Raw genomic sequence first — 25,422 nt, 5'->3', positions numbered from 1 at the left:
ACCTTTATCATGACGTTTTATGCTATTTACTGTGGGGCATTGTGTGCGTTGATTTATAAATAATCAGTCTTCGCCGCACTATTTTATGATTCGACTGAGCCCCCTCTTATAAAAACCGATTTTGAGGTATCACCACTAGCCCGATGGACGTTTCCGGCACGCTGGGGGGCGCCTCCTCGCGCGCCGAAGGCAGGGCCAGCCTGCACACACTCTTTACCTGAGGAATAAAAACCGTTTTTTGATCGCACAGACACTGGCGAATAAATCAACAAATGTGATATAGTTCACACATATTCTGTAACGAGAAACACCGTTTCATTCAGGTCGTCTGTTTTGTAGAGGATGGGTTTATGGCAACCATTACTACCAGCATGGTTCTCCTGCGCTGGCCTTTGTTGAGTGCGGTACTGATGTTTTTGGCCAGCACGCTGAACATTCAGTTTCGTAAATCTGACTACGCGGGTCTCGCTGTCATCAGCACGCTGTTGGGGCTGGGTGCAGCATGTTGGTTTGCAACGGGGCTGCTTGGCATTACCCTGCTGGATATCGCCGCCGTCTGGGAAAATATCAAAGTGGTGATGGTTGAAGCGATGAGCCACACGCCACCAGACTGGCCAATGGTGATTACCTGATCCCTTTATGGAATAAAAAAACCCAGACGATGTCTGGGTTTTTTGTTTGAAGGACGCACAAATCAGAACGGAATGTCGTCGTCGAAATCCATTGGCGGTTCGTTAGACGGCGCCGGAGCAGACTGCTGCTGCGGACGAGACTGCGCGCCGCCGCTGAACTGGTTGCCGCCCTGTGGCTGCTGAGGCTGCCCCCAACCGCCCTGCTGCTGGCCGCCACCTGCTGGTGCGCCACCGCCCTGACGGCCACCCAGCATCTGCATGGTGCCGCCGACGTTAACCACGACTTCAGTGGTGTACTTCTCAGCACCGGACTGATCGGTCCATTTGCGGGTACGCAGCTGGCCTTCGATATAGACCTGAGAACCTTTACGCAGATACTCACCGGCCACTTCTGCCAGTTTGCCAAACAGCACAACGCGGTGCCATTCGGTCTGCTCTTTCATCTCACCGGTCGCTTTATCACGCCAGGATTCGGAAGTAGCCAGCGTAATGTTGGCAACTGCGCCACCACTCGGCATGTAGCGTACTTCCGGGTCCTGGCCCAGATTACCGACGAGAATCACCTTGTTTACGCCTCTGCTGGCCATGTTCGTGTCTCCTGAATACGTTTCTTAATAGTGTAAACGCGCGAGTGTACCATTTCCACGCTGCATTTTGATAGCTGCGAGATGGATTCCAGAGTTCTCGTGCGAACATAACATTGTTACACAGTCCGTCAGAAAATGCATTCCAATACTGTATATTCAAACAGGTCAAATTGTGTCATAATTAGCCGTTTCTGACAGCCGTTTGTCCTTCAAACAAACCAGGCAATCCGTGTTCCAACCGGGAAAGGTGAATGGATAAGATCGAAGTTCGGGGCGCCCGCACCCACAATCTCAAGAATATCAACCTCATAATCCCTCGCGACAAACTCATTGTCGTGACCGGGCTTTCGGGGTCTGGCAAATCCTCACTGGCTTTCGACACTCTGTATGCCGAAGGACAGCGTCGTTACGTTGAATCGCTCTCGGCGTACGCGCGTCAGTTCCTGTCGCTGATGGAAAAACCGGATGTCGACCACATTGAAGGGTTGTCTCCTGCTATCTCTATCGAGCAGAAGTCCACGTCGCATAACCCGCGCTCCACGGTCGGTACCATTACTGAAATTCATGACTACCTGCGTCTGCTGTATGCCCGCGTGGGTGAGCCGCGCTGCCCGGACCACGACGTCCCGCTGGCGGCACAGACCGTGAGCCAGATGGTGGATAACGTGCTGTCTCAGCCGGAAGGCAAACGCCTGATGCTGCTGGCGCCAATCATTAAAGAGCGTAAGGGCGAACACACCAAAACGCTGGAGAACCTGGCAAGCCAGGGCTATATCCGCGCCCGTATTGACGGCGAGGTGTGTGACCTGTCCGACCCACCCAAGCTGGAACTGCAGAAGAAGCACACCATTGAGGTGGTGATTGACCGCTTTAAGGTGCGTGACGATCTCGCCACGCGTCTCGCAGAATCGTTTGAAACGGCGCTGGAGCTCTCCGGCGGCACGGCCGTGGTTTCCGACATGGACGACCCGCAGGCGGAAGAGCTGCTCTTCTCCGCCAACTTTGCCTGCCCGATTTGCGGCTACAGCATGCGCGAGCTGGAACCGCGCCTGTTCTCGTTTAACAACCCGGCGGGCGCCTGCCCGACGTGTGACGGTCTGGGCGTCCAGCAGTATTTCGACCCGGACCGCGTGATCCAGAATCCGGAGCTGTCGCTGGCGGGTGGCGCCATTCGCGGCTGGGACAAGCGTAACTTCTATTACTTCCAGATGCTGAAGTCGCTGGCGGAGCACTACAAGTTCGACGTGGAAGCGCCGTGGGCGAGCCTGAGCCCGAACGTACACAAAGTGATCCTGTTCGGTTCTGGCAAAGAGAACATCGAGTTCAAGTATATGAACGATCGCGGCGATACCTCCGTGCGTCGCCACCCGTTCGAAGGGGTGCTGCACAATATGGAGCGCCGCTACAAAGAGACCGAATCCAGCGCGGTGCGCGAGGAGCTGGCGAAGTTCATCAGCAACCGCTCCTGCGCCACCTGCGAGGGCACGCGCCTGCGTCGCGAAGCGCGCCACGTGTTTGTGGAAAATACGGCGCTGCCGACCATCTCAGACATGAGCATCGGCCACGCGATGGACTTCTTCAATAACCTGAAGCTGTCCGGCCAGCGCGCCAAAATTGCCGAAAAAGTCTTGAAAGAGATTGGCGATCGCCTGAAGTTCCTGGTGAACGTCGGCCTGAACTACCTGACGCTTTCACGCTCGGCAGAAACGCTCTCCGGCGGTGAAGCCCAGCGTATTCGTCTGGCGAGCCAGATTGGCGCGGGCCTGGTGGGCGTGATGTACGTGCTGGATGAGCCGTCCATCGGCCTGCACCAGCGCGACAACGAGCGCCTGCTCGGCACCCTGGTCCACCTGCGTAACCTCGGCAACACGGTGATTGTGGTCGAGCACGACGAAGACGCGATCCGCGCCGCAGACCACGTGATCGACATCGGCCCGGGCGCTGGCGTGCACGGCGGCCAGGTGGTGGCGGAAGGCACGCTGAAGGACATTATGGCGGTGCCCGAGTCGCTGACCGGCCAGTACATGAGCGGCAAGCGCAAGATTGAAGTACCAAAACAGCGCGTGGCGGCGAACCCGGAAAAAGTGCTGAAGCTGACCGGCGCGCGCGGCAACAACCTGAAAGACGTTACCCTGACGCTGCCGGTGGGCCTGTTTACCTGCATTACCGGCGTGTCCGGTTCCGGTAAGTCGACGCTGATCAACGATACGCTGTTCCCGATTGCTCAGACGGCGCTGAACGGCGCGACGCTGGCCGAACCTGCACCGTACCGCGACATCCAGGGGCTGGAGCATTTCGATAAGGTTATCGACATCGACCAGAGCCCGATTGGCCGTACGCCACGCTCTAACCCGGCAACCTATACCGGTGTTTTCACGCCCGTACGTGAACTGTTTGCCGGTGTGCCGGAAGCGCGTTCACGCGGCTATACGCCAGGCCGTTTCAGCTTTAACGTGCGCGGCGGCCGCTGTGAAGCCTGCCAGGGCGACGGCGTGATCAAGGTTGAGATGCACTTCCTGCCGGATATCTACGTGCCGTGCGACCAGTGCAAAGGCAAGCGCTATAACCGCGAAACGCTGGAGATTAAGTACAAGGGCAAGACCATCCACGAAGTGCTGGATATGACCATCGAAGAGGCGCGTGAGTTCTTTGACGCCGTCCCTGCGCTGGCGCGTAAGCTGCAGACGCTGATGGACGTCGGCCTGACCTACATTCGTCTGGGGCAGTCCGCCACGACGCTGTCCGGCGGTGAAGCGCAGCGCGTGAAGCTGGCGCGCGAGCTGTCAAAACGCGGCACCGGCCAGACGCTGTATATCCTGGATGAGCCGACCACCGGTCTGCACTTTGCCGACATCCAGCAGCTGCTGGACGTGCTGCATCAGCTGCGCGATCAGGGCAACACCATCGTGGTCATCGAGCATAACCTGGACGTGATTAAAACCGCGGACTGGATTGTCGATCTTGGCCCGGAAGGCGGCAGCGGCGGCGGTGAAATCCTCGTCTCCGGTACGCCAGAGACCGTTGCAGAGTGCGAAGCCTCGCACACCGCGCGCTTCCTTAAACCGTTGCTGTAATTGTCACACGGAGAGTTGCTGTCGGGTCGTTTCCGGCAGCAGCTCAACCGCCTGCTGATAGGACGCGTCCACCAGGTAGTAAATTTGCGAGCCTGGAATCGATCCATCCAGATAGACGGTGCTCCAGTGCGCCTTATTGAGGTGCTGGCTCGGCCTCACGTCATCATGCTGCTGACGCAGTAAATCCGCCAGTTCAGGGCTGGTTTTCAGCGACGCCGCCGGACGGCCCTCCACCTCTTTCACCATCGCAAACAGCACATCCCCCACCTTAACCTGCGTGGCTTTCCAGTCGCTATGGACGCTCTGCTCCGCGCCGGGCTTGCTCATGCAGTACTGAAGTATCTCCGAAATTGTCATCTTTATTCCCCTTGTAGCGTGGCGATAATTTTACGCGAACCACCGTGAATGCGATGTTCTCCCAGCCAGATCCCCTGCCACGTGCCCAACAGCAGCCGTCCGTTGTGGACCGGCAGCATCAGCGATACGCCCAGCAGGGAAGATTTGATATGCGAAGGCATATCGTCCGCCCCCTCATAGTCATGCTCGTAGGGCGCGTTGTCCGGGACGCTCTTCAGAAAATGACGCTCCATGTCAGACCGGACGGTGGGATCGCAATTTTCATTCAGCGTGAGAGAGGCTGACGTGTGCTGAAGCAGCAGATGCAGCAAACCCGTTTTGACCCGCGACAGGTCGCGGAGTTGCCCGATGACTTCATCCGTCACCAGGTGAAAACCGCGTGGTTTAGCGCTTAAGGTCAGGGTCTGTTGGTACCACATCTGCTGCTCCGTAATGAAAGATGAATCTTTCTAAGTGTGCAGCAAGAAGGCGAAAGGTAAAACCCGCAGCAGCGAGATTTGATTAAAAAAGAGTCAAACTCGCTGCCAGAGGCTTAATACTCCGAGTTGACGATCACCTCTTCACCAAACTTTCCGGCCATCGGCAGCGGTCGATAGGTCGAGTTAGACGCGCGTAACACCCTGATCCCTCTGGCACCAGCATCCTGCGCGGCGGTAATGTCGTTATCCGAATCGCCATAAAACACTTTGATGTTTTTCTTTTCCAGCCACTGGATTTTGGTGTTTTGCCCCTCTTTGTCACCCGCAAAAATGACCGGATTCATATTGGCAGCCGGGATCTGGAAATCGTCCTGCAGTGTTCTGGAGACGGTTTCCGTTTTGGTCTGGCTACGGCCGGTAACGAAGTAAATGCTGTCACCGCGCTTAACGTGCATAGCAATAAGCGCCCGGGCGACCTCTTTCGGAATGCTGTACTCGTCCCAGCCGTTATTCATCTTTTCCCAGAACTCCGGGTTCTTCAGATACGCTTCGCTGTCGGGAGAATACATTTTTTTGCCGCGCCAGAATCCCGGGCTTGAGAACAACACGGTATCGTCAATATCGAAGCCCACGGCCATTGGTGGGCGCCCCATCAGGCTGTTTTCGATTTGGGCCACGGAAACCCAGTGAATGGGCGCCTGCTCGGCGAGAATGGCGGCGGTAGTGCCGGTGTAAAGCGGCGTCGGGGCGGAAGCTCGCGCGACGACGGCGCTGTTAAGTGAGAACAATAAGCAGGCGGCGCTGAGCGCCAGTGTGATCTTGCGCATATTTTCCCCTGAATATTCAGCTTGTTATTGTTTTATTTTGAGTGAATGGTCAAAAAACTATCCGACCATAACCCCAGCGGGAGGTGAAAGGAAGGAGTTTTTGCTTATGAAGCGGAATAAAAAGAAGACGATCACAAAGCTCAGCGCCACCGGGCAATGACTGGCACCGGCGCGAACAAAAAAGCCGGGTGGCGGCTGCGCCTTACCCGGCCTACATATAAGCATGCAAGTAAGTGAATACTTACATTACGGAGGCAAACGCCTGCGCCACGCGATGAACGTTGCCGGCATTGAGGCCCGCCACGCACATACGGCCGCTGGCGATCAGGTAGACGCCGAACTCTTCGCGCAGGCGATCGACCTGCGCCGCGCTCAGTCCGGTATAGCTGAACATCCCGCGCTGCTTGAGCAGATAATCAAAGTTATGCCCAGGCACAGCCTCTTTCAGGACATTAACCAGCTCCTGACGCATCGACAGGATGCGCTTACGCATCGCCTCCACTTCGCCAAGCCAGGACGCTTTCAGCGTTTCGTCACCGAGAACCGTTGCCACCACCTGCGCACCAAAGTTTGGCGGGCTGGAGTAGATACGGCGCACCGTCGCTTTCAGCTGACCCAGCACGCGGCTGGCTGCTTCGGCGTCTTCACATACCACGGAAAGACCACCAACGCGTTCACCGTACAGGGAGAAGATTTTAGAGAAGGAGTTACTCACCAGAACAGGCAGCCCGGCGCTGGCAGCGGCACGGATGGCATAGGCGTCTTCTTCCATACCTGCGCCAAAGCCCTGATAGGCGATATCGAGGAATGGGATCAGGTTACGGGCCTTCAGCACCTCAATCACCGCATCCCACTGGGCATTGGTGAGATCGGCACCGGTCGGGTTATGGCAGCACGGATGCAGCAGCACAATACTGCGCTCCGGCAGGGTGTTCAGTTTTTCCAGCAGCGCGTCAACGCGCACGCCGTTCGTTTCGCTGTCGAACCACGGATAGGTCGCCACCTTAAAGCCCGCGCCCTCGAAGATCGCAACGTGGTTTTCCCACGTCGGGTCGCTGACCCACACGCCTGAATCCGGGAAATATTTTTTCAGGAAGTCTGCGCCCACTTTCAGCGCACCCGAGCCGCCCAGCGTCTGGATGGTCGCCACGCGTTTTTGCGCGAGCACCGCGTGATCGGCGCCGAACAGCAGCGGCGCGATGGTGTTGCGATAAGCGTTTAGCCCTTCCATCGGCAGATACAGAGAAGCGCCGTGTGGAACAGCGTTCAGACGCGTTTCGGCTTCAGCTACGGCTTTTAATTGAGGAATAATGCCATCCTCGTTGTAATACAGACCGATGCTGAGGTTCACTTTGTCGCTGCGAGGATCTTCTTTGAAACGCTCCATTAAGGAGAGGATAGGGTCGCCGGCATAGGCGTCAACTTTCTGAAACACGCGATGGTTCTCCGGAATTCGATGAGGCAGGGATTTCAACAATAAACCGGAAGCAGGTGAAGGTCGAGTGCGATATCAGGCCAGACACTCGATATATCGGCAAATGCAATCGATTCGCTCAGGCACCGAGCCCTGCACGCGCAGAAAAGGAATGTTTCGTTGTGATAGCTCTGCTTCATACCATACCTGCTGTCTGTGGCGAAACGCCTCCCCCTGCCGGGTGCCATCCTGCACAAACGGAAAATCATCTCCGCAAAGCACGACCAGTGCATAGTCTCGTTCAGCAAGCGCCATTAACGCCTGCGGCGCGCAGCCAAACTGATCGAGCGCGTAAAACAGGGTCGTTAAAGGTGACGTATCACAGACCAGATAAGGCGCCGTGCAGGCTGATTCTTCCCGACGCACCTGCTCGCGGGCAATATGCAGCAAATCCTCCAGATCAAGGATGCCGTTCTTCTCTTCCCAGTGTTCACGACCATACTCTGCAACGTACGGAACGTTTAGCGTTTGCGCCAGTGCCTTTGCAAGCGTGCTTTTGCCCGTCGATTCTCCACCTAATAAGCAGATACGAAAAACAAAGCTGCGATACACCTCAGGGGACATCATCTTGCGATAACGATGAACATCAGAGCGGATGAGCGTTCCCGATGGAGCTTCTGGTCCCTGTTGACGCTGGAGACGCACGTGCGCAACCGGTCGTCCGAAACGCTGGCTCAGGACAGTGGCAAACCCGTCTCCATAGTCTTCGGCAGTAAATACCGCCTCTGGCTGACAGTGCAGAATGTCCTCACATAGCGTTGCAACATAATGCCGGTGAAGATCGTCATCAGCGTCATTCGGTGGCGGTGGCGCAAGGCCATATGAAGCCAACACTTGCGGCGAAAGCACGAGGTGGCGACATTGTGGGAAGCGCGTTGTTAACCAGTTAAGCCGCTTTTCAGGTTCGTAACCGCGTATTTCCGGCGACGAATAGCTGATGATACAGACCGTCTCGCACTGCTCAAGTGCCGTATTGATAAGCGCTTCATGGCCTGCATGTAATGGTGCGAATTTGCCTACCACCAGGCCGTTGGCATACAGCGTCATTGCGCACGGATCTCCTTGCGCCACTGATACAGTCCGTGCCACGCATTAAACCAAAACACCAGATATAAACCGGCGGTCAGATACAGTTCTCTCGTCGCGTACAGCGGTACTGCCAGCGTGTTAACGGCAAGCCAGATGTACCAGTTTTCCAGACGCCGTCCCATCAACATAAACTGAGCAAGAATGCTGAATGTCAAAATGATGGAGTCCAGCCAGGGGGCCCATGCATTGGTATAGAGATTCAATATCCACCCGTACGCCGCTGCTACGCTTACGGCGCAGGCTAAAAGCATAAAAAAATGTCCCGGTCTGGTACGACGAATAGGCAAGACCTCTCCATGATTGCCTTTAAGCCAATGCAGCCAGCCGCTTATGCTCGTTATGATGAAAAAGAACTGAAGGGTAACGTCAGCATAAAGCTGCACAGAATAGAAGACCCAGGCATAAAGCCCGCTACCGATGATGCCTATCCACCACGTATGGATATTGTTTCTGGCGGCCAGCCAGACGGAGAGAGCATAGGCCAGACATGCAGCGATTTCTGAAGGGGACATTATCCTTCCCTGGAATGAAATGTTAGTCGATGTACTTCATCGCCACCCGCGACGTCAGGCGGGTGATAAGTTCGTAAGCACTCACTTTAGTGATTTCAGCAATACGTTCAACGGGTAAACCTTCCCCCCACATCACCACATCGTCGCCGGGTTTATCCTGCGCTTCTGGCCCCAGATCGACGCAAATCATGTCCATCGCCACGCGGCCAACGATCTTTACCTCGCGACCGTTGACCAGCACCGGCGTACCCGTTGGTGCAGCGCGCGGATAGCCGTCGCCGTAGCCCATCGCCACCACGCCGAGACGCGTGTCGCGCTCGCTGGTCCAGGTGCCACCATAGCCCACCGGTTCACCGGCTTTGTGTTCTCGCACGGCAATCAGAGTAGACACCAGAGACATCACCGGCTGGAAACCCATGTCCGGCCCCCAGGGTTTATTCTCCAGCGGCGATACGCCGTAAAGAATGATGCCCGGTCGCGCCCAGTCGAAATGCGACTGCGGCCACAGCAGAATACCGCCGGATGCGGCGATCGAGCGCATCCCCGGCTTGCCTTCGCAGAAGGTATTAAAGATATCCAGCTGTCGCTCGGTCGCACCGCACTCGGGCTCATCGGCACGGGCGAAGTGGCTGACAATATTCACCGGCTGGCGCACGTTTTTGCACCGGCATAAACGCTGATAAAACGCTTCGGCGCTTTCCGGACGCACGCCCAGACGGTGCATGCCCGTATCAAGCTTCATCCACACGGTCACCGGCTCGCTCAGCTCAGCGGTTTCCAGCGCGGCCAGCTGTTCTTCGTTGTGTACCGCCGTGTGCAGATGCTGATCCGCGATAGTTGGCAGATCGGCGGCTTCGAAAAAGCCTTCGAGGAGCAGAATCGGCTGGGTAATCCCCCCCGCGCGCAGGCGGAGGGCTTCTTCAAGACGGGCGACGCCAAAGGCGTCGGCATCGGGGAGCGTTCGCGCGGTCTCAAGAAGACCGTGTCCGTAAGCGTTCGCTTTCACGACTGCAACGAGCTTGCTGGCGGGTGCCAGTTCACGCAGACGTTGCAGGTTGTGTCGCAGAGCGCGGCGGTTAATGACAACAGTTGCCGCTTGCATTTGAATTCCTTAGAAATTACTCATCATCATATTGAGGACCGGCATAGTTGTCGAAACGCGACCACTGGCCGTTAAAGGTCAGACGCACCGTCCCGATCGGGCCGTTACGTTGTTTACCAATAATAATTTCGGCGATCCCTTTCAGGTCGCTGTTCTCGTGATAAACCTCATCACGGTAGATAAACATGATTAAGTCGGCATCCTGCTCGATCGAGCCGGATTCACGCAGGTCGGAGTTGACCGGACGTTTGTCGGCACGTTGTTCCAGAGAGCGGTTAAGCTGCGACAGCGCCACCACCGGCACGTGCAGCTCTTTGGCTAACGCCTTGAGCGAGCGGGAAATTTCGGCGATCTCCAGCGTACGGTTGTCGGAGAGCGACGGGACGCGCATCAGCTGAAGGTAGTCGATCATGATAAGGCCGATACCGCCGTGTTCGCGGGCGATACGACGCGCGCGGGAACGGACTTCCGTCGGCGTCAGGCCGGAGGAGTCATCAATATAGATGTTACGTTTTTCCAGCAGAATGCCCATGGTGCCGGAGATGCGCGCCCAGTCCTCATCGTCGAGCTGACCGGTACGGATGCGGGTCTGGTCCACGCGCGACAGCGATGCCAGAGAACGCATCATGATCTGCTCGGAGGGCATCTCAAGGCTGAAAATCAGTACCGGCTTATCCTGCAACATCGCCGCATTTTCGACGAGGTTCATCGCAAATGTCGTTTTACCCATCGACGGACGCGCGGCGACGATAATCAAATCCGACGGCTGCAGACCGGCGGTTTTTTTGTTGAGATCGTCATAACCGGTGTTCACCCCGGTCACACCGTCGTGCGGCTGCTGGAACAGCTGTTCGATACGGGCGACGGTGGCGTCGAGGACATCGGCGATGTTTTTGGGGCCTTCGTCTTTGTTGGCACGGCTTTCGGCGATTTTGAAGACGCGGGACTCGGCAAGATCGAGCAGGTCTTCACTGGTGCGACCCTGCGGATCAAAACCGGCTTCGGCGATCTCATTCGCCACCGAGATCATCTCGCGGACAACGGCACGTTCACGCACGATGTCGGCATAAGCGCTGATGTTTGCCGCACTTGGCGTGTTTTTTGACAGTTCTGCCAGATAGGCAAACCCGCCGACGCTGTCCAGCTGTCCCTGACGCTCCAGCGATTCCGCGAGCGTGATCAGGTCAATTGGGCTACCCGACTCCTGCAGGCGCGCCATTTCGGTAAAGATATGACGGTGCGGACGGGTGTAGAAATCCTCAGACACCACGCGCTCGGCGACGTCGTCCCAGCGTTCGTTATCCAGCATTAAACCGCCCAACACCGACTGTTCCGCTTCAATCGAGTGCGGCGGGACTTTTAACCCTGCGACCTGGAAATCACGCTCGCGAGGTTCAGTCTGTTTGTTGAAGGGTTTGTTTCCTGCCATAGTGAATGGAGTTACCGAGATAAAGAGTGGGTCGAAAGATTACCACATTCTGGAGGAAGCATGGCAACACGTATTGAATTTCACAAGCATGGTGGCCCTGACGTACTCAACGCGGTGGAGTTCACCCCTGCCGCGCCTGGCGAAAACGAAGTGCAGGTTGAAAACAAAGCCATCGGCATAAACTACATCGACACCTATATTCGCGGCGGGCTCTACCCGCCTCCGTCGATGCCGAGCGGACTGGGCACCGAGGCGGCCGGCGTCGTCGTCAAAGTGGGCAGCGCGGTTAAGCATATTAAAGAAGGCGACCGCGTGGTGTACGCGCAATCTCCGCTGGGCGCTTACAGCTCCGTCCACAACGTCCCGGCGGATAAAGCCGCCCTGCTGCCCAACGCCATCTCCTTTGAGCAGGCGGCGGCCTCCTTTCTGAAAGGGTTAACCGTTTACTACCTGCTGCGCAAAACCTATGAAATTAAACCCGACGAGCAGTTCCTGTTTCATGCCGCGGCGGGTGGCGTCGGGCTCATCGCCTGTCAGTGGGCAAAAGCGCTGGGCGCAAAACTGATCGGCACCGTGGGCAATGCCCAAAAAGCCCAGCGCGCGCTGCAGGCGGGCGCCTGGCAGGTGATTAACTACCGTGAAGAGAGCATTGTCGAACGGCTGAAGGAGATCACCAGCGGCAAAAAGGTGCGCGTGGTGTATGACTCGGTAGGGAAAGATACCTGGGAAGCGTCGCTGGACTGCCTGCAGCGTCGTGGGCTGATGGTGAGCTTCGGGAATGCGTCAGGTGCTGTCACCGGCGTGAATCTCGGCATCCTGAACCAGAAAGGCTCGCTGTACGTCACGCGCCCTTCCCTGCAAGGCTACATCACCAACCGGGAAGAACTTGAGGAAGCCAGCAACGAGCTGTTCTCGCTGATCGCCAGCGGCGTCATTAAGGTGGATGTGGCAGAAGCGCAGAAATACCCGCTAGCCGACGCGCAGCGCGCGCATGAGGTGCTGGAGAGCCGGGCAACGCAGGGATCGAGCTTGTTGATTCCCTGAGCCCAAAAAAGAAATTGGGCTTCCCGTGGGAAGCCCTTTCTTTTTTTAGTTCGGCTGTATGTAGGGTACAGCGCGATGAATTCTTTAACGGCAGTCATAGTGACAGATTCGATAAGTAAATCCTATTCTGTTCTAAGCCAGGCTGCCGGAAAAGTTACAACTCTGTGACGAACCCCTCAATACCTTAGTAACGGAAGCGGTTATTGCGCTGATAAATGGGCACTTTTGGCGATTTAATCGCCCGTATCACCCATACCACCGCCACGGCCAGCAGTAACCACGGCAGCAGTTTGATCGTCAGGGCAAACAATCCGCCAATAAACATGACGACCGTCGCCACCACGATAGCCGCCAGAATGCCGAGCAGCGAAATGCCCGTTGCTAACAGCATGACAAAAAAGCCAATCACAAAAAGTAGTTCCAGCATGGTGCTCTCCCACGAGTTCCCGAATGATGCAGCAAACATTACAAGAATCATGCCAGACATAACGTGTTGTTCTTAAAGCAAAACGCCCCGCGAGAATTCGCAGGGCGTGGTGAATTTGACGAACTTTTAGCGAAAGTTATCGCTTGTCCGCCACCAGGCGCAGCGCATGTTCCAGCACCTCAATATCGGCCCCGGTTTTATGGGCATTTTCGCTCAGGTAGCGACGCCACTGACGCGCGCCCGGAATGCCCTGGAACAGCCCAAGCATATGGCGAGTGATATGGCCGAGATACGTACCGTTGCTCAGCTCGCGCTCAATGTAAGGATACATCGCACGCACCACGCCAACCGGATCGGTGTCTGCACCTTCGATGCCAAAGATTTCGCGATCGACCGTCGCCAGAATGCCCGGGTTCTGATACGCCTCGCGCCCGACCATCACCCCATCCATATGTTCAAGATGCGCTTTGGCCTCTTCCAGCGACTTGATGCCGCCGTTAATGGACATCGTCAGGTGCGGGAAGTCACGCTTCAGCTGATACACGCGCGGGTAGTCCAGCGGCGGGATCTCACGGTTCTCTTTCGGGCTCAGGCCGGAGAGCCAGGCTTTTCGCGCATGGATGATGAACATCTCGCATTCGCCCTTGCCGGAGACCGTATTGATGAAATCGCACAGGAATTCGTAGCTGTCCTGGTCGTCAATGCCGATGCGGGTTTTGACCGTCACCGGAATGGAAACGACGTCGCGCATCGCCTTGATACAGTCCGCCACCAGCTGCGCGTTCCCCATCAGGCAGGCGCCGAACATGCCGTTTTGCACGCGATCGGACGGGCAGCCAACGTTGAGGTTGATCTCGTCGTAGCCGCGCGCTTCAGCCAGCTTCGCGCACTGCGCCAGCGCGGCCGGATCGCTGCCGCCCAGCTGCAGGGCAACCGGATGCTCTTCTTCGCTATAGGCCAGATAGTCGCCCTTGCCGTGAATGATTGCGCCTGTGGTCACCATTTCGGTGTACAGCAGCGTACGGTGGGAGAGCTGGCGCAGGAAATAGCGGCAGTGTCTGTCCGTCCAGTCGAGCATCGGCGCAATGGAAAAACGGTGTGCAGGGAAAGCGGTCTGTAATTCTGACGACATGGCGAAGTTTTAAGCATCTGGTGGAAAAGGGGCGCTACTATAGCACAAAGAAAAGCCGGAGGCGCAGCGCCTCCGGTGGACTTTAGAACGTCATGCTCAGCTGAGCCCCTGCGCCCCAGGTTTCGTCTTCACCGTACAGGCCCATCAGGTCAACATGCACGGTGCTAAACGGCGCGAAACCGACACCGCCGGTAAAGACATTGCTGTCGTTACCCTTCACGTCGGCACGATAACCCGCACGCACCGCCAGCCAGCTCAGCGGCGTCACCTCGGCACCGACACCCACGTACTGCGACGTATCTTCGCTCTTGAAGCCTTTGGTTTCGGTCAGATCGCCATCGGCGGTCAGCGTCACCAGGTCGTTGTGCCAGGCAGCACCGGCGGTCACCAGCGGACGGATCTGGTAGGTGTCTTTATAGCTCACCACTTCTCCCGTACGGCCGTTGCGGATACGGATGTCTTTGGTGTCGATATCACGCGACATCAGGTTTTGTCCGCTCACGCCCACGGTCCAGTGTTCGCCGAAATCGGCCGCAATACCGGCATCCACGTTGAAGCCCGTATCGTCAGTGCGGTAGCGGCTGTCGTTCCACTTGTTACTGTCGTAATCGTAGATTGACGTGGTGTAGTTATAGACCCAGGTTTTTTGCAGTTTTGGCGTAACCCCCACGGAAACCGGGACGCCACCCAGATCGAACTGACGGGCAACAGCAACACCGTAATCGGAGACTATCGCCGCCCGGCCGGATGCCGTTGAGTTGAGGTTTTTGGTGATCTGATCCGTACCATTCAGCGCAGCGTCCAGCGCGACACCGGCAGCCACGACATTGCTTCGTTGAATACGGCGAAGGTAATCAATATCTTGCTGATCGATAGACGAGCTCACCCGGCCATGGGCATAGCCTTTCGCCATGAAGGCTACCGAAAGGACATCGTTAGGGATACTCACCGCAAGCCCTGCCCCTGCCGTTGCGCGTGCGGTTTTGCCTTTGAGATAGTCCAGCTCATCGGCCAGATCTTTGGCCGCGCCCTGGAATTGATTAATGGAACCTAATGGATTGGTGATAATTTCTCGTGGCGTGAGATTATCAACCACATCCTTGTAGTGATTAATTTTGTCGTTGATGTTATCAATCTCGTCCTGAAGATTGTCTTCATCCGTGATTTGCGCGCCAACCGAAGGCAATATGACCGTCACATCATCGTCCGGTTTTGCCTTTGCCAGCAGCGCGGGGTTGATTAACGCCCCACTGCCATAGCTTCCCGAAGCCACGCCGGTGCCACCCATTGCGTCGCTGCGTGATTCTGTCCAGGTATTGGCTGCTCCCGCCTGATTTGCCATAAACAAGGAGACAGCAATGCTAACCACCGAAAATTTAAAATTTTTTTTCACAGTATGCCCGTTATAGTCTGTTATGAAATAACCCCTGTCTGTTATCACCCAAACAGGAACGAACTATTGCTGTGAATAAGTAGTAAAAGACCCGCTATTTCTTTCCCTAAGTAAAACTCCCTTACGGCCTGTTATATTTTGTGACGGCCCTCAATATTTATAGAAGAGGAAATTATTTTTTCCCAGGTTTTCCATCATGCGGTCCAAAAAACTGCGGGGGATGATCTACCCAGCGATCTTCCCGCGTGGCGGCATACACGGGGTTGAGCGGGTAGTAGATGCGGTTGTGCTTCTTGTTGGCCTCGCCAACGACCAGGAGCCGAACCTCATCGTCCGTGTTGTTGATAAAGGTATGACAGATGCCGGTTCCGGCGGGAAAGCCTACGCTGTCGCCAGGCTCCAGTTTCCACAAGTGGCCGTTAATCCAGGCTTCAGGGTAGCCTTCGAGCACGTAAACAAACTCTTCTTCGTCGCTCTCCGCATGCGGATAGGACGTTCTGCGCCCAGGCGGCAGGCGCTCATGATGGATGCCAATACGCCCGAGCCCAAGCTTGCGAGCCAGCGGTGCGCCAATGGAAAACAGCTCATCGCTGTCGGGGTAGGTCGAGTCATCCGCGCCTTCCACGTCGCGCCAGTGTCGAATGCAGTCAGGTCTTTTCATTCTGGTTCTCCCGGTTTTCGATGGGTCAGGTATAGCACAGACTGGCGGATCTCGGTGTTTTTAGCAGAACATGATAAAGTGAAGGTTTTCCGTCCTATAACATCCGGGGTGCTACATGGATAAGTCCACAAAAGAGCTGTTAGCGCAGGCCGAAAAGCTGTGTGCGCAACGCAATGTGCGCCTGACTCCGCAGCGCCTTGAAGTATTACGTCTGATGAGCCTGCAGCAGGGTGCCATCAGCGCCTACGATCTGCTGGATCTCCTCCGCGAAAGCGAGCCGCAGGCAAAGCCGCCGACGGTCTATCGCGCGCTGGATTTCCTGCTTGAACAAGGGTTCGTGCACAAGGTGGAATCCACCAACAGCTATGTGCTATGCCATCTGTTCGATCAGCCCACCCACACATCGGCGATGTTTATCTGTGACCGCTGCGGCGTGGTGAAAGAAGAGGCTGCGGAAGGCGTGGAAGATATTATGCATACGCTGGCAGCGAAAATGGGCTTTGCCCTGCGTCATAACGTGATTGAAGCGCACGGGCTCTGTTCCGCGTGCGTGGAGGTGGAAGCCTGTCGCCATCAGGACGCGTGTCAGCACGACCACTCTATCCTGGTGAAGAAAAAGCCGCGTTAGCGTCAAAAGCAAAGGCGGCTCATGGCCGCCCTCAGGGTGTACTTCCTTGTACTTTCGGGTGTAGCCCGGTTACCAGCGGTAGTCGTTGCGTTTTTCCCAGTCGCCCACTTCTTTTTCCGCCTGGTCTTTTGCGTAGCCGTAACGCTCCTGGATTTTACCGACAAGCTGATCGCGTTTACCTTCGATAACGGTCATGTCGTCATCCGTCAGCTTACCCCACTGTTCTTTCGCTTTACCTTTGAACTGCTTCCAGTTGCCGCCGATTTCGTCTTTATTCATCATCGTGTCCTCTTCGTTAAGCGTCGGGTCGTAACGTCCGTTACGTTCTTTTCTGCTGGACGTGATAATTATTGTAGTTAAGGATTCCGTGGTTAATTTCATATTCGGAATCTTTAACCGTCACGATATATCGGAGCGCGAGGGAAACCAGGTATTGTTTTGCCAGTGCCGGTGCCAGATAAACGCCAGCGATAACCCGCGCAGCGAGAGGAAGACGGCCAGGGCCAGCCACAGGCCATGATTACCCAGCCAGGGGAGCGTCAGCAGCGTCAGGCCAAATCCGGCCGCCGCGACAGCCATACTGTTGCGCATTTCGGCTCCGCGCGTCGCCCCAATAAACATGCCGTCCAGCAGATAACACCAGACGCCAACCACCGGTAAGACGACTTGCCAGATCAGATAGTGGCTCGCCAGCTCGCGCAGCGCAGGGAGAGAGGTAAGCAATGCAACGATTTGCTCACCGAAGCAGGCGTAAACCAGACCAAAGGCCAGCGCCACCAGCCCCGACTGACGGCAGGCAGCCCGCCACACCTCCCGAAGCTGCCCGCTTTCGCGCGCGCCGTACGCCTGCCCGGAATGCGCTTCAACCGCGTAGGCAAATCCGTCCAACGCATAGGCGGTAAAGGTCAGAAGCGTCATCAATACCGCATTCACCGCAACGATTTCCGGCCCCAGTCGAGCCCCGAAAACCGTCAGCGCACCAAAGCAGAGCTGAAGAAGAAGCGAGCGCAACATGATGTCACGGTTGAGCGCCAGCAGCTTACGGATATTGCCGCGCCATGCGGTTTTGAGCAGCGCCAGGGAGATCCCGCGCATGGCCAGCACACGCCGGACCATCCACAAGCCAATGATAAAGGTCCCGTATTCGGCAATCGCCGTCGCCAGCGCCGCGCCCTGCACGTTCATATGCAGACCCATGACCAGCCAGACGTCCAGAACAATGTTGAGCAGATTACCCACCACCAGCAAAATCACGGGCGCGCGGGCGTACTGCACGCCCAGTAGCCACCCCAGCAGAACCAGGTTTGCCAGCGAGGCGGGTGCGCTGAGCCAGCGGATTTCCAGGAACCGTCGCGCCTGCGCCAGTACCGCTTCGCTGCCACCGACGATATGAAGCGCAAGATCGATCAGGGGGGCCCGCAATACAACGATTAACGCACCCGCGCCAAGCGCGAGGATCAGCGGCTGCACCAGTGCGCGCGCCAGACGCAGCGGATCTTTCGCGCCATAAGCCTGTGCGGTAAGACCGGTGGTACTCATGCGCAAAAAGAGCAGCAGCATAAACAGGAAGCTGGTTGCCGTCGCGCCAATCGCCACGCCGCCAAGATAAACCGGTGAATCAAGATGGCCTATAACGGCAGTATCAACCAGCCCCAGCAAGGGCACGGTAATATTGGAGAAAATCATCGGCAGAGCAAGACGCCACAATGCCTTATCGGATGCCGTCAGCAGTGACATGAAAGATACCGGGAGTGGGGAATGAATCAGGCTACAGCGGTGCCATAGCCTGTCAGGAAGAGATTACAGCCATTCACCGTTGCGAATCACGCCTACCGCCAGACCTTCAATAGAGAAGCTCTGTTCGCGGAGGTCGACCACAATCGGGGTGAACTCGCTGTTTTCGGGCAGCAACTGAACAGTGTTACCCTGCTTTTTCAGACGCTTAACGGTCACTTCGTCATCAATGCGTGCGACCACGACCTGGCCGTTTCGCACGTCCTGGGTTTTATGCACCGCAAGCAGATCGCCATCAAGAATGCCGATGTCTTTCATCGACATGCCGCTGACGCGCAGCAGGAAATCAGCGCTCGGTTTGAACATGCCGGGATCGACCTGGTAGTGACCTTCAATATGCTGTTGTGCCAGCAGCGGCTCACCTGCAGCAACGCGGCCTATCAGCGGAATGCCCGTCTCTTCTTCCACCAGCAGGCGGATACCACGCGACGCGCCTGACACAATCTCAATCACACCCTTACGCGCCAGCGCTTTCAGGTGTTCCTCGGCAGCATTCGGAGAACGGAAGCCCAGACGCTGCGCGATTTCCGCACGCGTGGGTGGCATACCCGTCTGGCCGATATGATCCCGAATGAGATCAAACACCTCTTGCTGCCTGGTCGTTAACGCTTTCATTCCGCCCCCTGGGTGTATATACAGTTATGCTGTGAGTATATACAGTCAAAGGCGATTTTGGAACCAAAAACTGCACAAAAAACCAGGGACTTAATTATTCCTCGAGGCTCATCGGAAATGTGACCAAAGCAGGGTGACCCAGGTGATAACGGCAGTGATAATCGCCAGCAACACGGCAGCAGAGCCCATGTCTTTTGCACGGCCAGAAAGCTCATGGAAATCGGAACCAATGCGATCAACAACGGCCTCAATAGCGCTATTAAGAATTTCCACTATCATCACCAGAAGTACGGAACCGATAAGCAGTACGCGGGTAATCGCATCAACATCAAGGAAACAGGCGACGATCACCGCGATGATTGCGGCGACGCCCTCCTGGCGAAAAGCGGCTTCGTTGACCCATGCGGCACGGAAACCTTTCCATGAATAGCCGGCGGCTTTGATGATACGCGTTAACCCAGTGGTATTATTGGCCATTAAAAGAACCTTTTTTAAAAAAGAGCGTCATTAACATGAGGCGGAGCGCGTTTCGCTACAGCCTGAAGTATGACGGGTAACAACAGAAATTTTGCGCGCTTTCTGTTATCCTTGCGCCGCAATTGCATTATTAACCAGAGGCTTTACATCGTTTATGTCCGGCTGGCCACGAATTTACTACAAATTACTTAATTTACCATTAAGCATCCTGGTAAAAAGCAAGTCTATCCCAGCAGAACCCGCGCTGGAACTGGGGCTCGATACGTCGCGCCCCATTATGTACGTTTTGCCTTATAACTCGAAGGCAGACTTACTGACGCTTCGCGCCCAGTGTCTGGCGCATGACTTACCTGACCCGCTTGAACCGCTGGAAGTTGACGGTACGCTGCTCCCGCGCTACGTCTTCATCCACGGCGGGCCGCGCGTGTTTACCTATTACACGCCGAAAGAAGAGTCCATCAAGCTGTTCCATGACTATCTCGATCTGCACCGCAGCAACCCCGATCTGGATGTGCAGATGGTGCCGGTATCGGTGATGTTTGGTCGTCGTCCGGGTCGTGAAAAAGGCGAAGAGAATCCGCCGCTGCGCATGCTTAACGGCATCCAGAAGTTCTTCGCGGTCTCCTGGCTGGGACGCGACAGCTTCGTGCGCTTCTCCCCTTCCGTTTCGCTGCGTCGCATGGCGGACGAGCACGGCACCGACAAGATCATCGCGCAAAAACTGGCGCGCGTGGCGCGTATGCACTTCGCCCGTCAGCGCCTGGCGGCCGTAGGGCCACGCCTCCCGGCGCGTCAGGACCTGTTCAACAAGCTATTGGCTTCAAAAGCGATTGCCCGCGCCGTTGAAGATGAAGCGCGCAGCAAGAAAATTTCGCATGAGAAAGCTCAGCAGAACGCCATTGCGCTGATGGAAGAGATCGCAGCGAACTTCTCTTACGAGATGATTCGCCTGTCCGATCGTATTCTCGGCTTTACCTGGAACCGCCTGTATCAGGGTATCAACGTCCATAACGCCGAGCGCGTGCGTCAGCTGGCGCACGATGGCCATGAGATTGTCTATGTCCCCTGCCACCGCAGCCACATGGACTACCTGCTCCTTTCCTACGTGCTCTATCACCAGGGGCTGGTGCCACCGCACATCGCAGCCGGTATCAACCTGAACTTCTGGCCCGCGGGCCCGATTTTCCGCCGCCTGGGCGCGTTCTTTATTCGTCGTACCTTCAAGGGCAACAAGCTCTACTCCACCGTGTTCCGCGAGTATCTGGGCGAGCTGTTCAGCCGCGGCTATTCCGTGGAGTACTTCGTGGAGGGCGGTCGTTCCCGTACCGGTCGTCTGCTCGATCCGAAGACCGGCACGCTGTCGATGACCATCCAGGCCATGCTGCGCGGAGGTACCCGTCCGATCACGCTGGTGCCTATCTACATCGGCTACGAGCACGTGATGGAAGTGGGCACGTACGCGAAAGAGCTGCGTGGCGCGACCAAAGAGAAAGAGAGCCTGCCGCAGATGCTGCGCGGCTTGAGCAAGCTGCGCAATCTCGGTCAGGGCTACGTGAACTTCGGCGAGCCGATGCCGCTGATGACCTACCTGAACCATCACGTGCCGGAGTGGCGCGAGTCCATCGATCCTATCGAAGCGGTGCGTCCGGCCTGGCTAACGCCAACGGTTAACGGCATCGCGTCCGAGCTGATGGTGCGCATTAACAACGCCGGTGCGGCTAACGCCATGAACCTCTGCTGTACGGCGCTGCTGGCTTCACGTCAGCGCTCGCTGACCCGTGAACAGCTCACGGAGCAGCTGGATTGCTATCTGGACATGATGCGTAACGTGCCGTATTCGGTTGACTCGACCGTGCCTTCTGCAACCGCCAGTGAACTTATCGATCACGCGTTGCAGATGAACAAGTTTGAAGTGGAGAAGGACACGATCGGCGACATCATCATTCTGCCGCGCGAGCAGGCGGTGCTGATGACCTACTACCGCAACAACATCACGCATATGCTGATGCTGCCGTCGCTCATGGCCGCCATTATTACCCAGCATCGTCATATCTCCCGTCAGGAGCTATTGCGCCATCTTGAGACCATCTATCCAATGCTGAAAGCGGAGCTGTTCCTGCGCTGGAGTAAGGATGAGCTGGCGACAGAACTGGATAAGATGACGGAAGAGATGCGTCGCCAGGGGCTGATTACCCTGAACAACGACGAGCTGCACATCAATCCGTCACGCTCCCGCACCCTGCAGCTGCTGGCGGCCGGTGCGCGCGAAACGCTGCAGCGCTACGCCATCACGTTCTGGCTGCTGAGCGCGAACCCGTCCATCAACCGCGGTACGCTGGAGAAAGAGAGCCGGACGCTGGCCCAGCGCCTGTCCGTTCTGCACGGTATTAACGCCCCTGAATTCTTCGACAAAGCGGTCTTCAGTTCTCTGGTGCTGACGCTGCGCGATGAAGGCTTCATCAGCGATACGGGTGATGCCGAGCCGGAAGAGACGTTGAAGGTGTACCAGATGCTGGCGGAGCTGATTACCTCGGACGTGCGCTTGACGATTGAGAGCGCCACGCAGGGTGAGTAACACAATGCCGGGTTATGGCCCGGCCTGATGCCCTGGATAATAAAAAGGCCCGGTAAGCGCTGACGCTACCGGGCCTTATTTTTAGCCTTGTTAAATCACCGCATTTAGCTGAGCAGCGTAAAGGCAATCATCCCGACAATTGCACCCGTCGTGCCGAGGATAGTTTCCATCAGCGTCCAGGTTTTCAGGGTTTGCGCTTCGGTGGCGCCGGTAAACTTACCGAACAGCCAGAAGCCGGCGTCGTTAACGTGAGAGACCACAATCGAACCGCCCGCGATACAGATAGAGAGCGCGGCCATCTGGGCACCGGAGTAGTTCAGCTGTTCAATCACCGGCATCACCAGACCCACGGCGGTTAAACACGCCACGGTGGCGGAACCCTGGATGATACGTACCGCCGCAGCCAGCACAAAGCAGGTGACCGCAATCGGCAGGCCCATCCCGGTCAGCGCTTCGCCCAGAGCCGGGCCCACGCCGGAATCCACCAGCACCTGCTTGAACACGCCGCCTGCACCGATCACCAGCAGGATAATCCCCGCAGGCTGCAGCGCCGCACCGCAGATCTCCATCACCCGGTCTTTTGGCATCCCCTGACGCATCGCCAGGCCGTAAATCGCCACCAGGCACGCCACCAGGATCGCCGTGAACGGATGACCAATGAACTCAAACCATTCGTAGGCGGTAGAACCGACCGGCACAAAGCGCGCGGCGATGGTTTTCAGGCCCACCAGCACTAGCGGCAGCAGGATCAGCGACAGGCTGAAGCCGAAGGATGGCATTTTGCCCTCGCCCAGGTGCGGCTCGGTAATGTCGTCCGGAATGTGCAGCTCAACGTAACGGCTGATGAAGTTGCCCCACAGCGGACCGGCGATAATCATCCCCGGGATTGCCGCGCACAGGCCAATCAGGATCATCCAGCCAAAGTCGGCGTGCATCTGGGAGGCCAGCAGCATCGGGGCAGGCCCCGGCAGCAGAAACGCTGCGGCTGCCGCCACGCCCGCAAACAGCGGAATGACCAGCTTCACGAGGTTAGTACCGGTATGGCGCGCCATGGAGAAGGCGACGCTTATCAGCAGCACAACGGCCACTTCGAAGAACAGCGGCAGCGCGCAAATCAGACCGGCCAGACCAATCGCGTAATGCGCACGACTGTGGCCGAAGGATTTCAGCATCTTAACGGCAATCTGGTCGACCGCGCCCGTCTCGTGCAAAATCTTGCCAAACATCGCGCCCAGCGCGACCACAATCGCCAGGAAGCCCAGCGTACCGCCCATCCCTTTTTCCATTGTCGCGGCGATCTTGTCGAGCGGCATACCGGAAAAGAGACCTGCACCAATAGAAACCACCATCAAAGCAACAAAGGCGTGCATGCGCGCCTTCATCACTAAAAACAGCAGCAGCAATACCGAACCCACTGCTGTCAAAACTAGCGTTAATGTACTCAAAACTTACTGCCTTTTATTAATGACCTCGATGGTGCTGGCAACAACACCCTCCAGTGACTGATCGATATCAACCACTAAGACGTCTTTCTCGTCTTCACCCGGCTCCTGCAGCGCTTCGAACTGCGTTACCAGCATCTGGGTTTTGAAGAAGTGACCTTTGCGCGCCTTCAGGCGGCTTTCAATCACCTCGAAATCTCCTTTCAGGTAGATGAAAGAGAGGTTTGGGTTGCCGTCGCGCAGCAGGTCGCGGTAGGTTTTTTTCAGCGCGGAGCAGACGATCAGGGAGACTTTGTTAGTGCGCTGCATCGCGAACGCGGCGTCATTCAGCGCCTGCAACCACGGTTTGCGGTCGTCATCGTTCAGCGGTTCGCCGGAGGCCATTTTCATGATGTTGCTGCGCGGATGGAGGAAGTCGCCATCAAGAAACGCAGCCTGGAGTTGATGCGCCACTTCGCTGGCCACGGCTGATTTCCCGCTACCGGAAACGCCCATCAGGACGTAGACGTGGTGATCGTGATTAGTCGTGCTCAAAGGGTGTCCCTCAGTCAATTGTTACGGGTAACAGTTATCGGTAACATTGTCCTGCTGGGGCAAAAGAGAAGCAATATCCAAACGTGCGCGAAGTGAATAAGTGTGAGCTACTTCAAATTTGTCAGTTCAAATAGATCCACCCGGTGACAAGGTGAAACCTAAATCTAACATTTTCGGGGTCACCGTCTCGCCACGAATGCGCGCCAGCAGGCGTTCTGCGCCAATGCGGCCCATACGTTCACGCGGCGTCAGGACGCTCGCCAGACGCGGCTCCATCACCTGACCGATGTCATGGCCGTGGAAACCGGCGATCGCCATATCATCAGGGATCTTCAGCCCCAGACGCTGGCACTCAAACGCTGCGCCGACCGCGAGGTCATCGTTGGTACAGAAAATACCGTCCAGTTGCGGATACTCGCGTCGCGCCTGACGCATCAGCTCAATACCCGACGTATAGGAAGAGGACTGCTCCACCATCACGCTGTACGGGGTTAAGTTCGCGTCGAGCATCGCCTGCTCGTATCCCTTCTGTTTGATGATAGTACGTTCATCAAGACGCGCACCCAGATAGGCGATATGACGATGCCCGCGGGCGATAATGGCCGCCGTCATCTGGCGCGCCGCTTCGAAGTTATCAAAGCCGACGGCGATGTCGAGGCACGGCGACTGGCTGTCCATCAGCTCCACGACCGGAATACCGGCCACTTCAATCATTTTGAGCGTGCGGGCAGTGTGGGTTCGTTCGGTTAAAATCAGGCCGTCAATGTTCCAGGAAAGCATCGATTCAAGACGTTCCTCTTCGAGTTCCGGCTTGTACCCGTAGTGGGCGAGCATGGTCTGGTAGCCAAACGCATCGGTGACGCTTTCAATTCCACGTAATACTTCGGCGAAAACCTGGTTGGTCAAAGAAGGAAGCAGAACGCCCACCGCGCGGCTGGTCGCATTGGAGAGAATATCGGGCGCACGGTTGGGGATATAACCCAGTTCATCAAGGGCAGCGGCAATCTTGCCACGTAACGCCACGGAAACCTGTTCCGGGTTACGTAAAAAACGGCTGACCGTCATTTTGGTCACACCGACGCGATCGGCGACATCCTGAAGTACGGGGCGTTTCTTTTTCATCGTCCTGAGAAATCTTGAAGTGAGAGATTCGCTCAGTTTACCACGGACAAAGCCCATCCTTCCCCTGTCAAAGGGA

General features: G+C 56.5%; 25 protein-coding genes. 5 read left to right on the top strand and 20 right to left on the bottom strand.

Annotated features, from left to right (window positions below; genetic code table 11):
• The first annotated feature begins 350 nt into the window (after positions 1 to 350).
• Positions 351 to 632, top strand: coding sequence for a YjcB family protein (locus tag ACEPLT_RS01505; protein ID WP_008503385.1), 282 nt, complete (start codon positions 351 to 353; stop codon positions 630 to 632).
• A 62-nt stretch (positions 633 to 694) separates the two neighbouring features.
• Here the strand turns inward: ACEPLT_RS01505 and ssb1 are convergent, their stop codons facing one another.
• The gene (gene ssb1, locus ACEPLT_RS01500; protein WP_008503384.1) at positions 695 to 1,219 is read right to left on the bottom strand and encodes a single-stranded DNA-binding protein SSB1; all 525 of its coding nucleotides are present in this window, start codon (positions 1,217 to 1,219) and stop codon (positions 695 to 697) included.
• A gap of 251 nt (positions 1,220 to 1,470) precedes the next feature.
• Here ssb1 and uvrA point away from each other — a divergent pair, with 251 nt between their 5' ends.
• Positions 1,471 to 4,293 (top strand): excinuclease ABC subunit UvrA, encoded by a 2,823-nt coding sequence (uvrA, locus tag ACEPLT_RS01495; protein WP_008503383.1) that lies wholly within the window; start codon positions 1,471 to 1,473, stop codon positions 4,291 to 4,293.
• Between the two features lie 3 nt (positions 4,294 to 4,296).
• On the opposite strand, the gene ACEPLT_RS01490 is transcribed toward uvrA, so the two are convergent.
• The 8 genes from ACEPLT_RS01490 to dnaB form a co-directional block, all read right to left on the bottom strand.
• On the bottom strand, positions 4,297 to 4,650 hold the full coding sequence (locus ACEPLT_RS01490; protein WP_008503382.1) for an MmcQ/YjbR family DNA-binding protein: 354 nt from the start codon (positions 4,648 to 4,650) through the stop codon (positions 4,297 to 4,299).
• A gap of 2 nt (positions 4,651 to 4,652) precedes the next feature.
• A complete protein-coding gene (locus tag ACEPLT_RS01485) occupies positions 4,653 to 5,069 on the bottom strand; it encodes a secondary thiamine-phosphate synthase enzyme YjbQ (protein WP_008503381.1) in 417 nt (138 codons plus the stop codon).
• A 113-nt stretch (positions 5,070 to 5,182) separates the two neighbouring features.
• Positions 5,183 to 5,896, bottom strand: coding sequence for an acid phosphatase AphA (gene aphA, locus ACEPLT_RS01480; protein WP_232929255.1), 714 nt, complete (start codon positions 5,894 to 5,896; stop codon positions 5,183 to 5,185).
• Positions 5,897 to 6,137: 241 nt separating this feature from the next.
• On the bottom strand, positions 6,138 to 7,331 hold the full coding sequence (gene tyrB / locus ACEPLT_RS01475) for an aromatic amino acid transaminase (protein ID WP_196365645.1): 1,194 nt from the start codon (positions 7,329 to 7,331) through the stop codon (positions 6,138 to 6,140).
• A 75-nt stretch (positions 7,332 to 7,406) separates the two neighbouring features.
• Entirely contained in the window at positions 7,407 to 8,417 is a 1,011-nt protein-coding gene (locus ACEPLT_RS01470) for an AAA family ATPase (RefSeq protein WP_232929254.1), read from the bottom strand.
• A complete protein-coding gene (gene pnuC, locus ACEPLT_RS01465; RefSeq protein WP_232929253.1) occupies positions 8,414 to 8,971 on the bottom strand; it encodes a nicotinamide riboside transporter PnuC in 558 nt (185 codons plus the stop codon). Before pnuC ends, ACEPLT_RS01470 begins: the two co-directional genes overlap by 4 nt.
• Positions 8,972 to 8,993: 22 nt before the next feature.
• Entirely contained in the window at positions 8,994 to 10,073 is a 1,080-nt protein-coding gene (gene alr / locus ACEPLT_RS01460; protein WP_008503376.1) for an alanine racemase, read from the bottom strand.
• A gap of 16 nt (positions 10,074 to 10,089) precedes the next feature.
• On the bottom strand, positions 10,090 to 11,502 hold the full coding sequence (gene dnaB / locus ACEPLT_RS01455) for a replicative DNA helicase (RefSeq protein ID WP_008503375.1): 1,413 nt from the start codon (positions 11,500 to 11,502) through the stop codon (positions 10,090 to 10,092).
• A gap of 60 nt (positions 11,503 to 11,562) precedes the next feature.
• Here dnaB and ACEPLT_RS01450 point away from each other — a divergent pair, with 60 nt between their 5' ends.
• Entirely contained in the window at positions 11,563 to 12,546 is a 984-nt protein-coding gene (locus tag ACEPLT_RS01450) for a quinone oxidoreductase (protein ID WP_049121149.1), read from the top strand.
• A 184-nt stretch (positions 12,547 to 12,730) separates the two neighbouring features.
• On the opposite strand, the gene pspG is transcribed toward ACEPLT_RS01450, so the two are convergent.
• The 4 genes from pspG to ACEPLT_RS01430 form a co-directional block, all read right to left on the bottom strand.
• Entirely contained in the window at positions 12,731 to 12,973 is a 243-nt protein-coding gene (gene pspG, locus ACEPLT_RS01445) for an envelope stress response protein PspG (protein WP_232929252.1), read from the bottom strand.
• A 136-nt stretch (positions 12,974 to 13,109) separates the two neighbouring features.
• On the bottom strand, positions 13,110 to 14,105 hold the full coding sequence (gene dusA / locus ACEPLT_RS01440) for a tRNA dihydrouridine(20/20a) synthase DusA (protein ID WP_232929249.1): 996 nt from the start codon (positions 14,103 to 14,105) through the stop codon (positions 13,110 to 13,112).
• 82 nt (positions 14,106 to 14,187) lie between these two features.
• Entirely contained in the window at positions 14,188 to 15,498 is a 1,311-nt protein-coding gene (locus ACEPLT_RS01435; protein ID WP_021242754.1) for a conjugal transfer protein TraF, read from the bottom strand.
• Positions 15,499 to 15,670: 172 nt separating this feature from the next.
• Complete coding sequence (locus ACEPLT_RS01430; protein ID WP_023293524.1) at positions 15,671 to 16,159, bottom strand: cupin domain-containing protein; 489 nt, start codon at positions 16,157 to 16,159, stop codon at positions 15,671 to 15,673.
• Between the two features lie 115 nt (positions 16,160 to 16,274).
• Between ACEPLT_RS01430 and zur the strand changes: the two genes are divergently transcribed.
• A complete protein-coding gene (gene zur / locus ACEPLT_RS01425; protein WP_008503369.1) occupies positions 16,275 to 16,787 on the top strand; it encodes a zinc uptake transcriptional repressor Zur in 513 nt (170 codons plus the stop codon).
• A 69-nt stretch (positions 16,788 to 16,856) separates the two neighbouring features.
• On the opposite strand, the gene ACEPLT_RS01420 is transcribed toward zur, so the two are convergent.
• The 4 genes from ACEPLT_RS01420 to ACEPLT_RS01405 form a co-directional block, all read right to left on the bottom strand.
• Positions 16,857 to 17,066, bottom strand: coding sequence for a CsbD family protein (locus ACEPLT_RS01420; RefSeq protein WP_014830284.1), 210 nt, complete (start codon positions 17,064 to 17,066; stop codon positions 16,857 to 16,859).
• Between the two features lie 120 nt (positions 17,067 to 17,186).
• Positions 17,187 to 18,524 (bottom strand): MATE family efflux transporter DinF, encoded by a 1,338-nt coding sequence (gene dinF / locus ACEPLT_RS01415; protein WP_021242751.1) that lies wholly within the window; start codon positions 18,522 to 18,524, stop codon positions 17,187 to 17,189.
• Positions 18,525 to 18,587: 63 nt separating this feature from the next.
• Complete coding sequence (gene lexA, locus ACEPLT_RS01410; protein ID WP_008503366.1) at positions 18,588 to 19,196, bottom strand: transcriptional repressor LexA; 609 nt, start codon at positions 19,194 to 19,196, stop codon at positions 18,588 to 18,590.
• A 108-nt stretch (positions 19,197 to 19,304) separates the two neighbouring features.
• Positions 19,305 to 19,673: a diacylglycerol kinase gene (locus tag ACEPLT_RS01405; RefSeq protein ID WP_021242750.1), complete on the bottom strand. Its 369-nt coding sequence runs from the start codon at positions 19,671 to 19,673 to the stop codon at positions 19,305 to 19,307.
• A 154-nt stretch (positions 19,674 to 19,827) separates the two neighbouring features.
• On the opposite strand from ACEPLT_RS01405, the gene plsB reads away from it, so the two are divergent.
• Positions 19,828 to 22,248, top strand: coding sequence for a glycerol-3-phosphate 1-O-acyltransferase PlsB (gene plsB, locus ACEPLT_RS01400; protein WP_021242749.1), 2,421 nt, complete (start codon positions 19,828 to 19,830; stop codon positions 22,246 to 22,248).
• Positions 22,249 to 22,352: 104 nt separating this feature from the next.
• Here the strand turns inward: plsB and gntU are convergent, their stop codons facing one another.
• The 3 genes from gntU to gntR form a co-directional block, all read right to left on the bottom strand.
• Positions 22,353 to 23,693 carry a gluconate transporter gene (gntU, locus tag ACEPLT_RS01395; protein WP_014833577.1) on the bottom strand — a complete coding sequence of 447 codons (1,341 nt, stop codon included), beginning with the start codon at positions 23,691 to 23,693 and terminating at the stop codon, positions 22,353 to 22,355.
• 3 nt (positions 23,694 to 23,696) lie between these two features.
• Positions 23,697 to 24,224, bottom strand: coding sequence for a gluconokinase (gene gntK, locus ACEPLT_RS01390; protein ID WP_008503362.1), 528 nt, complete (start codon positions 24,222 to 24,224; stop codon positions 23,697 to 23,699).
• 126 nt (positions 24,225 to 24,350) lie between these two features.
• Positions 24,351 to 25,346 carry a gluconate operon transcriptional repressor GntR gene (gene gntR, locus ACEPLT_RS01385; RefSeq protein WP_021242747.1) on the bottom strand — a complete coding sequence of 332 codons (996 nt, stop codon included), beginning with the start codon at positions 25,344 to 25,346 and terminating at the stop codon, positions 24,351 to 24,353.
• Positions 25,347 to 25,422 lie beyond the last annotated feature (76 nt).

It is taken from the genome of Enterobacter sp. fkY84-1 (assembly GCF_052974705.1).
The sequence above is the reverse complement of the archived record's forward strand: the minus strand, read 5'-3'. Positions and strand labels throughout refer to the sequence as shown.

Excerpts from the sequence above, each read along its gene's own strand:
- ACEPLT_RS01450 (WP_049121149.1), top strand. The coding sequence starts at position 11,563 with ATGGCAACACGTATTGAATTTCACAAGCATGGTGGCCCTGACGTACTC.
- ACEPLT_RS01420 (WP_014830284.1), bottom strand. The coding sequence starts at position 17,066 with ATGAATAAAGACGAAATCGGCGGCAACTGGAAGCAGTTCAAAGGTAAA.
- uvrA (WP_008503383.1), top strand. The coding sequence starts at position 1,471 with ATGGATAAGATCGAAGTTCGGGGCGCCCGCACCCACAATCTCAAGAAT.
- dusA (WP_232929249.1), bottom strand. The coding sequence starts at position 14,105 with ATGTCGTCAGAATTACAGACCGCTTTCCCTGCACACCGTTTTTCCATT.
- zur (WP_008503369.1), top strand. The coding sequence starts at position 16,275 with ATGGATAAGTCCACAAAAGAGCTGTTAGCGCAGGCCGAAAAGCTGTGT.
- gntR (WP_021242747.1), bottom strand. The coding sequence starts at position 25,346 with ATGAAAAAGAAACGCCCCGTACTTCAGGATGTCGCCGATCGCGTCGGT.
- alr (WP_008503376.1), bottom strand. The coding sequence starts at position 10,073 with ATGCAAGCGGCAACTGTTGTCATTAACCGCCGCGCTCTGCGACACAAC.
- lexA (WP_008503366.1), bottom strand. The coding sequence starts at position 19,196 with ATGAAAGCGTTAACGACCAGGCAGCAAGAGGTGTTTGATCTCATTCGG.
- ACEPLT_RS01430 (WP_023293524.1), bottom strand. The coding sequence starts at position 16,159 with ATGAAAAGACCTGACTGCATTCGACACTGGCGCGACGTGGAAGGCGCG.
- aphA (WP_232929255.1), bottom strand. The coding sequence starts at position 5,896 with ATGCGCAAGATCACACTGGCGCTCAGCGCCGCCTGCTTATTGTTCTCA.
- ACEPLT_RS01470 (WP_232929254.1), bottom strand. The coding sequence starts at position 8,417 with ATGACGCTGTATGCCAACGGCCTGGTGGTAGGCAAATTCGCACCATTA.
- pspG (WP_232929252.1), bottom strand. The coding sequence starts at position 12,973 with ATGCTGGAACTACTTTTTGTGATTGGCTTTTTTGTCATGCTGTTAGCA.
- pnuC (WP_232929253.1), bottom strand. The coding sequence starts at position 8,971 with ATGTCCCCTTCAGAAATCGCTGCATGTCTGGCCTATGCTCTCTCCGTC.
- ACEPLT_RS01490 (WP_008503382.1), bottom strand. The coding sequence starts at position 4,650 with ATGACAATTTCGGAGATACTTCAGTACTGCATGAGCAAGCCCGGCGCG.
- ssb1 (WP_008503384.1), bottom strand. The coding sequence starts at position 1,219 with ATGGCCAGCAGAGGCGTAAACAAGGTGATTCTCGTCGGTAATCTGGGC.
- dnaB (WP_008503375.1), bottom strand. The coding sequence starts at position 11,502 with ATGGCAGGAAACAAACCCTTCAACAAACAGACTGAACCTCGCGAGCGT.
- ACEPLT_RS01405 (WP_021242750.1), bottom strand. The coding sequence starts at position 19,673 with ATGGCCAATAATACCACTGGGTTAACGCGTATCATCAAAGCCGCCGGC.
- ACEPLT_RS01485 (WP_008503381.1), bottom strand. The coding sequence starts at position 5,069 with ATGTGGTACCAACAGACCCTGACCTTAAGCGCTAAACCACGCGGTTTT.
- plsB (WP_021242749.1), top strand. The coding sequence starts at position 19,828 with ATGTCCGGCTGGCCACGAATTTACTACAAATTACTTAATTTACCATTA.
- dinF (WP_021242751.1), bottom strand. The coding sequence starts at position 18,524 with ATGTCACTGCTGACGGCATCCGATAAGGCATTGTGGCGTCTTGCTCTG.
- ACEPLT_RS01505 (WP_008503385.1), top strand. The coding sequence starts at position 351 with ATGGCAACCATTACTACCAGCATGGTTCTCCTGCGCTGGCCTTTGTTG.